Raw genomic sequence first — 12,157 nt, forward strand, 5'->3', positions numbered from 1 at the left:
CGTCTAACGAAGAGGATTGATGGCTGCGACGCAGAGAGCAAGGCCGACAGGTACGCCTCAGACTGTCCGCGTCCCGAAGGCCGGTGAGATGGTGGCCGCCCAGCTCCGTCGGCAGGTCGTCACGGGCGAACTGACCGAAGGCGCCAGTCTCCCATCCGAAACCGCATTGATGGAACAGTTCGGAGTGTCCCGGCCCACACTGCGCGAAGCGTTCCGGATCTTGGAGTCAGAGCAGATCATCCGTATCCGGCGGGGTGCCCACGGTGGCGCGTACGTGCTGGTGCCCGATCCCGCAGCCGCTGCCAGGTACGCCGGCACACTGTTGCAGTACCGTGGCACCACCCTTGCAGATGTGTATGAGGCACGAGCGCGTCTGGAGTCGGCCGGTGTCGGAATCCTCGCCAACAAGCGAACCGCCGCGGACCTGCGACGCATCGATGCCTGCCTGGCCGAAGGCCAGAGCCTTCTCAGCGACCCGGTCGCCTTCGCCGAACAACATCTGCTGGCGTTTCCCCAATTATTGATGGAACTGGCCGGAAACCAGACCATGGCAGTTCTGTCAGAGATGCTATTCGCGATCGTTGAGAGTCACAACACCAGCTACATCAGGCAACACCGGGATGATGCGGATGTAGACGCAGGCATTCGCACCACCTTCCGGTCGCACCAAAAGGTCGCCGCCTTGATTCGAGACAAGCAGAGCGAGAAAGCGACGGCGCACTGGCGCAAGCACGTCAACCGAATCAGTGAACTGATGATCACCGATCCCACCGAGGCCGTACTGGACGTGTTGTCCTAGTCGAAGAGATCGGACACTGTCATGGCTGCGTTCTCCCCCAGCAAGTAGCCCATCGACTCGTCGAGGTGCCGCCTCCAGAGGGATTCGGCCCCGCTGATATCGCGCGCCACAATGTGGTCGTACAAGCGGCGATGCGTTCGCACTGCGGCCGCACGAGCCTGTTCTCCAGTGATTTCTGCGTCGGCGTGTAGAGACACGTTGCCCAGGTCGATGATGTCCTGCAACATCTCACTGAGGAGCAACAACGTGCCGTTCCCAGCGCGCTGGATGACCAGCGTGTGGAATTCGCCGTGCAGCATGATCGCCAGGCGCGAATCCTCCTCCTCGGCGGCAGCATGCCGGTTGAGGCTGTCGAGCAGGGCCGCGAGATCAGCCCGAGTGCGGGTACGAGCCAGCTCGCCCACTCCGGGCACTTCGAGTGCAACGCGGGCTTCATAGACATCCCGAAGCGTGACGCCACGGTATTCGAGCATGAAACTCGCATACTTGGCAGCGACCCGACGGCTCGGTGTGTGCACCCGCGCGCCGCCATGGGCTCCTCGACGGACGCTGATCAGCGATTCGGACTCCAGCACCCGAAAAGCTTCTCGGAGGGTCGGACGCGAAACCCCGTAACGCGTCATCAGTTCCGACTCGGAAGGCAGAGCGTCACCCTCCTGGAGTTCGCCCCGGATGATCTGACGCCGCAGCTGCGCGACAACCAATTCGGCCATCTTCGGCACCCGCACCGTGACGACGGAGCCGCCACCTGCACCCCTGGCGCTGCGTCCACTCGTCGATGGCACTTGGCTACCCCTTCATCGAGTCGCGTGTGTGAATCAGTCGCTGGCAGGAAGGGGTTTGGCCTCTTTCCTGGCCAGCGTTGTCGCCCCCAGACTCAGATCTGCCGAGCCAGCTTTGGTGACGAGGACCTCGAGTTGGGCATCCGACGAACAGGTGTAGCGCTTCCCGATCTGCGTTCCGGCGCCGGTTTCCGACGTCAGACCCTCGGCCGGGGTTTGCGACACCTCGATCATCGGCTGGCCGCCACACGTGAGAACTTCGTCTCCGGCAGGTGGCTTGATGACAACGACCTCGGTGGTGTCGATCTGACTCCGCAGCCGGGCTCCCGCCTTCAACGCCATGAAGTGCCCTTCGTCGCTCTCGGTGCGCTACAGATATAGCGCAATGATTATTCTGATTGTACAGTGTACAGCCTAGCCGATACTGGTCTACCGTGGCCTCTATCGCGGTCCGAACCGCTGAGCCCCGTCCAGGCGAATGGTCTCCCCGTTGAGGTACGGATTCTCCAGGATGTGGTGCACGAGCGAGGCATATTCTGCGGGAAGTCCGAGACGTTTCGGATTGGGTATGTTCGCGGCGAACTTGGCGAGCGCCTCGTCACCCACCGATTCCATGATCGGTGTTCGCATGGTGCCCGGGGCGACGGTCACTACCCGTATTCCGAGTGAGCTCAGATCGCGAGCAGCCACCAGCGTCAGACCCACCACGCCGGCTTTCGACGCGGCGTACGCTGATTGGCCGATCTGGCCTTCGAAGGCTGCAATGCTCGCTGTTGTGACGATCGCGCCGCGCTGGCCGTCGGCGTCGGGCTCGTTCTGCGCGATCGCTGCGGCCGCGAGACGCAGGACGTTATAGGTGCCGGTCAGGTACAGATCGACTGTCTTGGTGAACCCCGCGAGAGGCGCGGGACTGCCGTCGCGCTGCACAACTTTTTCCGCCACTCCGAAGCCGCCATGTGCAACCACCGCGTAGCGAAGGGTGCCCAGCGCCTTCGCCGCTTCGACGGTCTCGAGCACACTCGCCTCGGAGGTGACGTCGGTACGTACGTACTTGACCTTCCGACCAAGGTCTTCGGCCAGCTTCTCCGCCTTATCGTCGGCGAGGTCGGCGATGACCACCGATGCGCCGGCTTCGGCCAGCTCCCGCACGGTGGCCTCACCGAGGCCTCCGGCTCCTCCTGTCACAATGGCAACGCTGTCTGCAAGCTTCATGTCAACCTCCGGCGATATGTCGATTACGTCTGAAAATCAGATGATCTGAAATGGCATTCACCCGTCGAAAGACGGAATCACGGTTTACTTCCCAGTCCAGCGGGGCTTTCGCTTCTCGGCGAAAGCGACTGCGCCTTCCTTGGCGTCCGCACTGATGAAGGCCGGCGCGGATGCCTCGGCGATCTGTGCCGCGGACATTCCCGCCGCCTCGGTCACCATGAGCTGCTTGGTAATTCGAAGTGCGAGCGGTCCGTTCTCGGCGATGGTGGCCGCCAGGGCGATTGCCTCGTCTAGTACCTCGGTGCCCGGGACCACCCGGTTGACCAGTCCGAGTTCGAGTACCCGCTGCGCCGAGACGATCTCGCCGGTGAGTCCGAGTTCGAGGGCGAGAGCCAGCGGGATCCGTCGCGGCAGGCGCGTGCCGCCACCGGCGGCCACCAGCCCTCGTTTGACCTCGGGCAGACCGAACTTCGCGTGATCGGCGACCACGGCGAGGTCGCAGGCCAGCAACAGCTCGAATCCACCGGCGACCGCAGTGCCCCCTGCAGCGCAGATGATCGGCTTTGGATACACCCGATCGGTGAAGACCTCGAGGCCCGGTCGCGACTTGTCGACCATCTGACCGCCGGCCGCAAACGCACGCAGATCCATTCCCGCACAGAAGGATCGGTCACCGGCACCGGTGAGGACCACGGCCCCTACCGAATCGTCGGCCTCGGCCGCGACAAGCGCTTCGCCGATCCCGGCCATCGTCTCGGCATCAAGGGCGTTGCGCACTTCGGGACGATTGATAGTGATCACCAGGACGGCATCACGCTGATCGATCAGAACACTCACTGCCGGTACTCCATCATCGGTTTCTCTTCTTTCTCCGGCGCGAAAACCGCCCCGGGACGTCACATCTTTTCGCGCGGCAGACCGAGAACTCGCTCGGCGATCTGATTCCGGACGACCTCAGACGTTCCCCCGGCGATGGTGAGTCCGCGCACGAACAACACACCTTCATGCACATCCGCGGTGCCTCCAAGAGCCCATTCCGCACCGCCCACCTGCAGAAGCAGATCAGCGACCCGCTGCTGGTGTTCGCCGGCCAACAGCTTTGTCACGTTACCTTCGGGTCCCGGACCGGCGCCGGACACCGCACGTGCTGCCAGACGCAAAGACAGCATTCGCATGGCCTGCCGTTCGGCAACCAGGTGGCCGACCCTGCTTAACAATTCTGTGTCAGTTACCTTTTCGGCGCCGGCGACAGCCTGGACCGCCACATCGAGGTCGACGAACTCTGCTACACCGCCACCGATCGTCACACGCTCGTTGCCCAGCGTGGCCCGGGCGACCTTCCACCCTTGGTCGACGGCGCCGACGACATCTGCATCCGGGACGAAGACGTTGTCGAGAAAGACCTCGTTGAAGGTGGCATCGCCGGTGATGTCACGCAGCGGCCGGATCTCGACCCCGTCGGATTCGAGGTCGATGACCAGCATCGAAACGCCGGCATGTTTCGGAGCGTCCTTGTTGGTGCGTACGGTCGCGAGTCCGCGGTTGCAGTTCTGCGCGTCGCTGGTCCAGACCTTCTGGCCGGTAACCAGCCAGCCACCTTCTGTGCGCACTCCCCGGGTACTGATCGCCGCCGCATCCGATCCCGCGCCGGGTTCGCTGAACAACTGACACCACCTGATGTCGCCGTCGAGTGACGACCAGATCCAGCGGTCGATCTGCTCGTCTGTTCCCTGCTGGAGCAGTGTCGGAACGATCCAGTTGCCGATGCCGAGATCGAGCTTCGGGATCACGGCCAGCTCCTCCTCGATGACGAGTTGCTCGACTGGTCCCGCCGAACGACCATATGGCGCGGGCCAATGGGAAAACGCAAACCCGGATCGCGCGAGCAGTGACACCCGCTCACCCGCAGGTGTGGTCAGATACTGATCTCGGAACGCCCGCGCACCGCGCCGAAATGTGTCGGCGTCCTCCGGGAGCTCGAGACTCGGTGGGCGGTGTACCCCATCGATCGCCAGCCGTGCCACCTGACGAGCGGCATCGTGACCGAAGACCGCTCGCAGCACATAGGCCCGGCGAAGGAGCAGGTGGGCGTCGTGTTCCCACGTGAAACCGACCCCACCGTGTACCTGGATGTTGCGCTGCGCCGATACTGCGAAGGCGCCGATGGCCTGGTCTGCGGCAACCGCGGCGGCAAACCTGCCTTCGGCCGAGTCCAGATCTGCCCGCGACGCATCCCAGGCAGCAGCCGTTGCTATCTCGGTGTCCACGAACATGTTCGCGCACAAGTGCTTGACGGCCTGGAAGCTCCCGATGGTGCGACCGAACTGCGACCGTGTCATGGCATAGGCAACCGCGGCCTCCGTACAAGCGCGGGCGCCGCCAGCGGCCTCGGCGGCGGAAAACGCCTGTGCCACCGCGAGGAGAGTGGCACACGCGCCCGGCAGGACTGCCAGTGGGGTTGCAGCGGAACACGACACGCGCGCCGACGGGCGCGTCCCATCCATCCCGACCACGACCTCGACCTCGACTCCACGTCCCCGCCGGACCAACACCACGTCGGCTTCGGACCGGAGGACAAAGACCTCGGCCGACCCGCCACCGAGCAGGGCACCGCCGGCACCACCGACCGCACCGTCGGCGTCAACCGTGATGTCGCCACCGAGCCCGATGGCGGCAGTGACTTCACCGGCAGAGAGCTCTGGGAGCAGCGCGGTGCGCTGGTCCTCGGACCCCGCCAGTCGGATCAGCTCGGAGGCGATCACCGTCGGGAGAAAGTCGCCTGGCGCAACGGCACGGCCGAGTTCTTCGAGTACAACCGCGAGTTCCGCGGTTCCGAAACCCTGTCCGCCGTACTGCTCCGGGATGTGCAACCCCAACCAGCCAAGGGAGACCAGATCTTTCCAGAACGGCACTGTGGTGCATCCGGTATCGGTCGTCGTCCTGGCTGCGCCGATGGCACCTCTGTCGGACAAGACCTTGCGCACCGATTCAGCGAGTTCGATGTGTTCGGTGCTGATGGGCAATCCCATGCGGGACTCCTAGCTGGTCGATGTTTCCATTTTGGTCAGGAGTTGTTGCCGGAGAGCCGGTTTGGCAAGCTTGCCAACACCCGATCTGGGCATGCTGGAGACGACCTCCACCTGCTCCGGAATCTTCTGTTTCATGATTCCCGCCTTGGAGAGGAAGTCCGCGATGTCGGCCAGTGACGGTGCCTGCTGTCCCGATGCCACGGTGAGAACCGCGCACACCCGTTCTCCACGATCGATGTCGGGGAGGCCGATCACGGCGACCTCGTCGATCGCCTGGTGTTGAGACAGCAGCGATTCGATCTCGAGCGGCGAGATGTTCTCGCCCTTGCGGATGATGACGTCTTTGAGCCGACCGGTGACCTCGATGCAGCCGCTGGACCGAATTCGGCCACGGTCGCCCGTCCGGTACCAGCCGTCCGCGGTGAACGCGTCGGCATCCAACGCCGGATCGGTGTATCCACGGCAGACGGTGACGCCACGGACTTCGACGTCGCCTTCGGCTCCCGGCGAGACGGGTACGCCGTTCTCCATGATCCGCACTTCGACGCCCGGGACGGGACGGCCGTCGGATTCGGCGAGGACGTCGTCCGAATCCAGGGGCGAGGCGACGCCGATCATCGGACACTCCGTCATCCCGTAGTCGTGCGCAACCGGGATACCGAGCTCGCTGCGTACCGCGGCGAACACTGCCGGAGGACATGGCGCACCACCGCCTTTGAGAAGCCGGAGGTCGGGGAGAACCCGGGTACCGGGTTCGGCCTCTCGTTGCTGAGCGACCAGCATGGTGTAGAAAACAGTGCTGCCACCGGACAACGTGACCCGGTGACGGCGGAAGATCTCCGTGGCGGTGTCCGGCCGAAAGACCTCGATCAGCACCGAGGCGAACCCGGAGAGCAACATTGACGAGAGATAGACGACGCCACCGACGTGCGTGATCGGGAACGGGATCGACCCGACTTCGTCGGGCAACTCTCCGAGCCGGCCGTTCAGGACAAAACCCCGCGCGGCAGCCAAGATGGAGGAGTCGGTGTGCTGAACTCCTTTGGGAGTGCCACTGGTGCCCGAGGTGAAATAAATCCATCGGACCTCCTCCGGGCTTTCCGGGGGCGGGGCAAGCGATTGCACCTCACCGGACTCGGGTAGATCACGCGGGAGGGCGATGATCTCGGGGGACCCCTGGCGGTCCTCGCGCAATTGTTGGAGGCTGTCGTAGGCCAGGCCGGGCCAATCCTGCGGGACCAGAACAAAATCCACCCTTGAAGTCCTCAGCGCGGCAACGGTCTCACGTTCCCCGAACAGCGGTATCACCGGGGCCTGAACTGCGCCGATGCGCGCAAGCGCGGCAATCAACAGGGCACTGCCGATGCGCGTCGGCAGCTGCCAGGCAACGCGGGATCCGGGCGTGATGCCCTGTTCGGCCAGGGACGCCGCGATCCGTTCGGACCGATCGCGGTACTCGGCAAAGGTCACCTTTGTGCCGTCGTCGCCGATCAGCAGGACACCGTCGGGAGTTGTGTCGGCGCGGCCGGCGACCACCCCCCAAAAGGTTTCTGCGGGCTGCAGTCGGGCTGCGAAGTCCGTCAGGGATCCGTATTGCGCTCTGCTCGATGTCGCGGCGACCACAGCAGTGTCCTTTCCGGGGAGGGAGACAGATTCGTCAGGGCACGCGACCGGCCGGAACAACCGACGACAGGCACCGATATACACGCCATACAGTACAATGATTTGGAGAATAGGCAATACCGTTTCGACAATTCAGGCAGACTCGGCGAGCGCGTAGGATCGCCCGGCTCCCATGCTAAATTGGGATTATCTTATAACTGATTGCCGTCCAGGCTCATGCGGCGATCTCACTCCGGCCGGCGACCGACGTCGGCCGCACATCGAGGAGGACCACGTGGGCACTGAACAGCCCCGGGCGGTGATAACGGCCGCCTGCCGAACGCCGATCGGAACCGCCCGCAAGGGAACGCTGACCGAGACCACTGCCGAAGAACTCGCCGGCCACGTCGTCACCAATGTCGTGAAGCGGTCAGGCCTGTCACCGGAGGTCTTCGACGACCTGGTACTCGGCGAGGTGTACCAGGGTGGCGGTGACATCGCCCGCTACGTCGCGGCCGCGAACGGATTGACCTCGATACCCGGGATGGCCGTGAACCGGCAGTGCGCCACCGGCCTCACCGCGGTCGCATCCGCCGCCGCAACAATCATGTCCGGTATGGGTGATGCGGTGATCGCCGGAGGAACCGAGGCCGCGTCGATGTCGCCCGTCGGACGCCGCCGGACGCCGGGTACGTCCGGAAAGAACGCCGACGACTGGACTGATCCGTGGTTTTCGCCGTCGCATCCGGGAACGCCGGACGCACCGGCGATGGACATGTCGATCACCGTTGGCTGGAATGCCGCAGTTCAGTACGACATCACCCGACAGCAGCAGGACGAATGGGCGGCGCGGTCACATGAGCGCGCCATCGCGGCCATCGACGACGGCCGTTTCGACTCCGAGATCGTCCCCATCACGGTGACAAACAAGGCCGGCGAGACCGTGGATTTCGCCGTCGACGAGCACCCAAGGCGCGGCACCAATCTCGAGGTGCTGTCCGGTCTGCGAGTCATCCATCCGGAGATCGAGGGGTTCTCGGTGACGGCAGGCAACTCGTCGGGTATCAACGACGCGGCCGCCGCGCTGACCGTCGTCTCTGACGGGCTCGCGAAGGCAGAGGGTCTGGAGACGCTCGGTGTGATCCGGTCGTGGTCGGCGGTGGGCGTCGAACCCAACAGGACGGCGATCGGACCGACGATCGCCATCCCACGCGCGTTGGCCCGGGCCGGCTTGTCGCTCAGGGACGTTCGCCTGTTCGACATCAACGAGGCATTCGCGGCGCAGGTCATCGCCTGCACCAAGGTGCTCGAGCTGGACGAGGACCGGGTCAACGTGTCGGGCTCGGGAATCAGCCTCGGACATCCCATCGCGGCCACCGGAGCGCGGATGGCAACCACCATGGTCTACGAACTTCGCCGTCTCGGTGGCGGCATCGGTGTCATCGCGATGTGCGCCGGCGGTGGCATGGGCGCGGCCATGGTCATCGAGGTCTGATCGTCCAGGAGGCATGACAAAGGCCCGCAGGTCCTTGGGACCTGCGGGCCTTTTGCCGTCTCGGCCGCGCGAACCGGTGGCGGGTCAGAAGTAATAACGACTCACCAGATCCGCCACGCAGCCCGGCTTCTCACTACCCTCGACCTCGATCGTGGTGCGCATGACCAACTGGACAGAGTCTTCGTCGATCCGGTCGACGGTCTTGACAATCGTACGAGCACGGATGCGACTACCCGCTCGGACCGGCGACGGGAACCGCACCCGGTCGAGACCGTAGTTGACCCCCATCTTCGCGCCTTCGATGCGGCGTAACTGGCTCACGAAATAGGGCACGAGCGACAAAGATAGGAACCCGTGCGCGATCGTCGCCCCGAACGGTCCGTTCACGGCCTTTTCCGTGTCGACGTGAATCCACTGATGGTCCTCGGTGACGTCGGCGAACCCGTCGACCCGATCTTGTTCGATCGGGAACCAATCGGACGGCCCCAGTTCTTTACCGACTGCCGCTTCGAGATCGGCGATCCCTCGGTAGACCTCCATGTGCAATTTCCTTCTCTCAGTGTTTGAATCGATTGTTCGAACCCCGCGACAGCATGGGGTGATGACGGACGAAGACTAGCGGGTGCTGAGCAGCATCGCCCCGGCCACCGGACCACCACCCACGGCAACGACGGCAACCTCTGCGTCACCACCGACCTGCCGCGGACCTCCCTCGCCCCACAGCTGCACGCACGCCTCGTGCAGGAACCCCATACCGTGCAGGCGTCCGCCGGAGAGCTGTCCACCGCTGGAATTGACCGGTAGTTCACCCTGCAACGAAATGCGCTCGCCGCCTTCGATGTACTGACCGACCTTGCCGCGCTCGCAGAAACCAAGTGCCTCGAGCCATTGCACCGTCAGGAAGCTGAAACCATCGTAGAGCTGCGCGAAGTCCACATCCCCAACGGTCATGTCGGTGCGGTTCCACAACGTTGCGGACGCATCGTGCGCCGCCATGGTGGTCAGATCCTTGCGCTGGTCCCAGGTGGCCCGTTCGAACATCCCCGTACCCACCGATTCGACTGTCAGTGGCTGTCGCGGCAGGCCTTTCGCGGCATCTCTGCGTGAGATGATCACCGCGGTCGCGCCATCACACGGCACGTCACAGTCGTAGAGACAGAACGGATCCGAGATCATCCGCGCATCGAGATAGTCCTGCAACGACATCGGGTCGCGATAGATCGCATCAGGGTTGAGCGCAGCATTCTTTCTCGCGTTGACCGCGATCGCGCCGAGCTGTTCACGAGTGAGGCCGAACTCGTGCATGTACCGCTGCGCGGGCATCGCCAACCAGTTGGCGGCAGAGATGGCGCCGTACGGACCGAAGAACTCGTGGTGGGGATTCGCGCGACCGGTACCCATCAGTACCGAACCGCGACCTTTGGATGCCTGCGCGGTTGACTCCCACACCGACCGGAAGCACAACACGTGGTCGGCCAGGCCGGTCGCCACGGCCATGCATGCCTCGATCACCGGACCGATCTGCCCGGCGGTCTCCGAACTGCTGACGTACCAATTGCTCCGCAGTCCCAGCGCGTTGCGGAGTTCGTGCACGCTCGCCCCGGAGAAACCCGGATCAGGCATGCCCGGACCGGGGTAACTGGCAACTCCGTCGATGTCGTCGGGTGAGAGACCGGCGTCCGCGATCGCACGGAGTGAAGCCTCGACGGTGAGGTCGAGACCGGTTCGACCGAGTCTACGTCCCACCTGGGACTTGCCGGCGCCGGTCACCAGGGCCTTGCCTTCGAAAGGACCTCCGCGGCCACCCATCAGTTCGACTCCTTTGCGGGACGGGACACGTCCACTGGACGGAATAGGGGAATCCAGACGTCTTCCCACTCTTCAAAGAAGACCTCGACCTCGAGACCGATCGTCACGTCAGCAGGATCGATGTCCACGATGTTGCTGACAACCCGGGTATCCGGCTGTTCGGCCAGTTCGATCAGCGCGACGGTATACGGCGGCGGAAATGCCGGAATCCAGGTTTGCCGATTCACGGTGAAAGCAGCAACCGATCCGCATCCTGAGACGGGTTCGGGCGCCACGTCGGTGCTTCGGCACCGCCAGCACACCGGCGCACCCGGAAGGAAGAAGTTCTGGCAGGTGTGACACCGGTGGATGAGCAACTCGCCATCGCGGCCCCCGGCCCAATAATCCTGAGATTGCGGTGTCGGAGCCGGAAGCATCCGGAACTCCGGTCGTACATACGGGATGGTCACATCTGCTCCTGGAGATCTGAAGTCGGTGCCTGGCGTCGGGTTAACCGATTACACCGATTGTGATTCAACCATCACGCTATGCCTGTTCTGACGACAGCGTCAAGTGTGCTCCGGGTCGTTTACAGCATCCCCTCCAGCGTTTGTGTTGCCGCATTCGGAGGTGATGGCCGTATAGTTGACCCACACGTCAAGGAGGCAGAGCCCGTTTGTAGATCTCGCGCAGCGACCGCCGGAGACCGTCTCCGGACAACCCACGGGGATCATCACATATGACATCACACGAGTCACCAGATAGTGTCGGCGCGACCTCGGGCACCGTGGCGACGCCCGAGGGCGGCGCTGCTCTCGGTGAACGCGCGGTACGGACCCGCGAGGCGATTCTCGAAGCCTCCCGCAAACTGTTCCTCGAACGTGGCTACGCCGGCACCCGGATAAACAACATCACCGACGCCTGCGGCATATCCCGCGCAGGCTTTTACACTTACTTCCGCGATAAGCGAGAGGTGTTCAACACGATCGGCGAGGAGACGTACAAAGAGATCCTCGCGGTGGTGTCGCTGTGGTCGGACATCCCCTCACCGGCCGCGCTGTCCGATGTGGCCTCGTGGGTGCGTCAATACTTCGACTTCATGGACCGGCACGGCGCGTTCATCTTCTCCTCGACCCAGTCCGCCCCGACCGATGACGAGTTCCGGCGCACGTCTCAGCGCACTCAGATGCGGGTGGCCTGGCTGCTGGGAACGAACCTGGTCTCTCGACAGGAGCGGCGCTACGAGGCACCCGAGGCGCTCGGCCTGACGATGATGGCCATGCTCGACCAGTCGTACTTCTACAGCCGCGTGTGGCGGTTGCCGGTGGACGACGAGGACATGATCTCCACGCTCGCCGAGCAGATACACGACTTGCTCGCCAACGGCCGGTGACGCCGTTGGCGAGCGAATCGTGGACGGGGACCCTACGCCTCACTCCCGATCGGATCG

The 12,157-nt window shown here is 63.9% G+C and carries 12 protein-coding genes; 3 read left to right on the forward strand and 9 right to left on the reverse strand.

Annotated elements, in window-relative coordinates; all coding sequences use genetic code 11:
* Window positions 1-19: 19 nt before the first annotated feature.
* Window positions 20-799 (forward strand): FadR/GntR family transcriptional regulator, encoded by a 780-nt coding sequence (locus DFR67_RS13425; protein ID WP_084836540.1) that lies wholly within the window; start codon window positions 20-22, stop codon window positions 797-799.
* Here DFR67_RS13425 and DFR67_RS13430 read toward each other — a convergent pair.
* The 6 genes from DFR67_RS13430 to DFR67_RS13455 form a co-directional block, all read right to left on the reverse strand.
* Complete coding sequence (locus DFR67_RS13430) at window positions 796-1,584, reverse strand: FadR/GntR family transcriptional regulator (RefSeq protein WP_245937925.1); 789 nt, start codon at window positions 1,582-1,584, stop codon at window positions 796-798. The two genes, DFR67_RS13425 and DFR67_RS13430, sit on opposite strands and share 4 nt — an antisense overlap.
* Before the next feature lie 33 nt (window positions 1,585-1,617).
* Window positions 1,618-1,923: a hypothetical protein gene (locus DFR67_RS13435; protein ID WP_084836539.1), complete on the reverse strand. Its 306-nt coding sequence runs from the start codon at window positions 1,921-1,923 to the stop codon at window positions 1,618-1,620.
* A 99-nt stretch (window positions 1,924-2,022) separates the two neighbouring features.
* On the reverse strand, window positions 2,023-2,793 hold the full coding sequence (locus tag DFR67_RS13440; protein WP_084836538.1) for an SDR family NAD(P)-dependent oxidoreductase: 771 nt from the start codon (window positions 2,791-2,793) through the stop codon (window positions 2,023-2,025).
* A gap of 84 nt (window positions 2,794-2,877) precedes the next feature.
* Complete coding sequence (locus DFR67_RS13445) at window positions 2,878-3,630, reverse strand: enoyl-CoA hydratase-related protein (protein WP_110470030.1); 753 nt, start codon at window positions 3,628-3,630, stop codon at window positions 2,878-2,880.
* A gap of 59 nt (window positions 3,631-3,689) precedes the next feature.
* A complete protein-coding gene (locus DFR67_RS13450) occupies window positions 3,690-5,822 on the reverse strand; it encodes an acyl-CoA dehydrogenase family protein (RefSeq protein WP_084836536.1) in 2,133 nt (710 codons plus the stop codon).
* Window positions 5,823-5,831: 9 nt separating this feature from the next.
* Window positions 5,832-7,445 carry a class I adenylate-forming enzyme family protein gene (locus DFR67_RS13455; RefSeq protein ID WP_084836535.1) on the reverse strand — a complete coding sequence of 538 codons (1,614 nt, stop codon included), beginning with the start codon at window positions 7,443-7,445 and terminating at the stop codon, window positions 5,832-5,834.
* Between the two features lie 274 nt (window positions 7,446-7,719).
* Between DFR67_RS13455 and DFR67_RS13460 the strand changes: the two genes are divergently transcribed.
* Window positions 7,720-8,919 (forward strand): thiolase family protein, encoded by a 1,200-nt coding sequence (locus DFR67_RS13460; RefSeq protein WP_084836534.1) that lies wholly within the window; start codon window positions 7,720-7,722, stop codon window positions 8,917-8,919.
* Between the two features lie 84 nt (window positions 8,920-9,003).
* On the opposite strand, the gene DFR67_RS13465 is transcribed toward DFR67_RS13460, so the two are convergent.
* The 3 genes from DFR67_RS13465 to DFR67_RS30795 all read right to left on the reverse strand — a co-directional run bounded on the left by DFR67_RS13465 (window position 9,004) and on the right by DFR67_RS30795 (window position 11,177).
* On the reverse strand, window positions 9,004-9,459 hold the full coding sequence (locus DFR67_RS13465; protein WP_084836533.1) for a MaoC family dehydratase: 456 nt from the start codon (window positions 9,457-9,459) through the stop codon (window positions 9,004-9,006).
* Window positions 9,460-9,534: 75 nt separating this feature from the next.
* Window positions 9,535-10,728: a thiolase family protein gene (locus DFR67_RS13470; protein ID WP_168187029.1), complete on the reverse strand. Its 1,194-nt coding sequence runs from the start codon at window positions 10,726-10,728 to the stop codon at window positions 9,535-9,537.
* Window positions 10,728-11,177 carry a Zn-ribbon domain-containing OB-fold protein gene (locus tag DFR67_RS30795; RefSeq protein WP_342766732.1) on the reverse strand — a complete coding sequence of 150 codons (450 nt, stop codon included), beginning with the start codon at window positions 11,175-11,177 and terminating at the stop codon, window positions 10,728-10,730. Before DFR67_RS30795 ends, DFR67_RS13470 begins: the two co-directional genes overlap by 1 nt.
* 269 nt (window positions 11,178-11,446) lie before the next feature.
* On the opposite strand from DFR67_RS30795, the gene DFR67_RS13475 reads away from it, so the two are divergent.
* On the forward strand, window positions 11,447-12,100 hold the full coding sequence (locus DFR67_RS13475; protein WP_084836532.1) for a TetR/AcrR family transcriptional regulator: 654 nt from the start codon (window positions 11,447-11,449) through the stop codon (window positions 12,098-12,100).
* The last annotated feature ends 57 nt before the right edge of the window (window positions 12,101-12,157 follow it).

This window comes from Williamsia limnetica (genome assembly GCF_003217475.1).
In the GTDB taxonomy this organism is placed as follows: Bacteria; Actinomycetota; Actinomycetes; order Mycobacteriales; family Mycobacteriaceae; genus Williamsia; species Williamsia limnetica.

Excerpts from the sequence above, each read along its gene's own strand:
- DFR67_RS13425 (WP_084836540.1), top strand. The coding sequence starts at position 20 with ATGGCTGCGACGCAGAGAGCAAGGCCGACAGGTACGCCTCAGACTGTC.
- DFR67_RS13435 (WP_084836539.1), bottom strand. The coding sequence starts at position 1,923 with ATGGCGTTGAAGGCGGGAGCCCGGCTGCGGAGTCAGATCGACACCACC.
- DFR67_RS13440 (WP_084836538.1), bottom strand. The coding sequence starts at position 2,793 with ATGAAGCTTGCAGACAGCGTTGCCATTGTGACAGGAGGAGCCGGAGGC.
- DFR67_RS13450 (WP_084836536.1), bottom strand. The coding sequence starts at position 5,822 with ATGGGATTGCCCATCAGCACCGAACACATCGAACTCGCTGAATCGGTG.
- DFR67_RS13465 (WP_084836533.1), bottom strand. The coding sequence starts at position 9,459 with ATGGAGGTCTACCGAGGGATCGCCGATCTCGAAGCGGCAGTCGGTAAA.
- DFR67_RS13470 (WP_168187029.1), bottom strand. The coding sequence starts at position 10,728 with ATGGGTGGCCGCGGAGGTCCTTTCGAAGGCAAGGCCCTGGTGACCGGC.
- DFR67_RS13475 (WP_084836532.1), top strand. The coding sequence starts at position 11,447 with ATGACATCACACGAGTCACCAGATAGTGTCGGCGCGACCTCGGGCACC.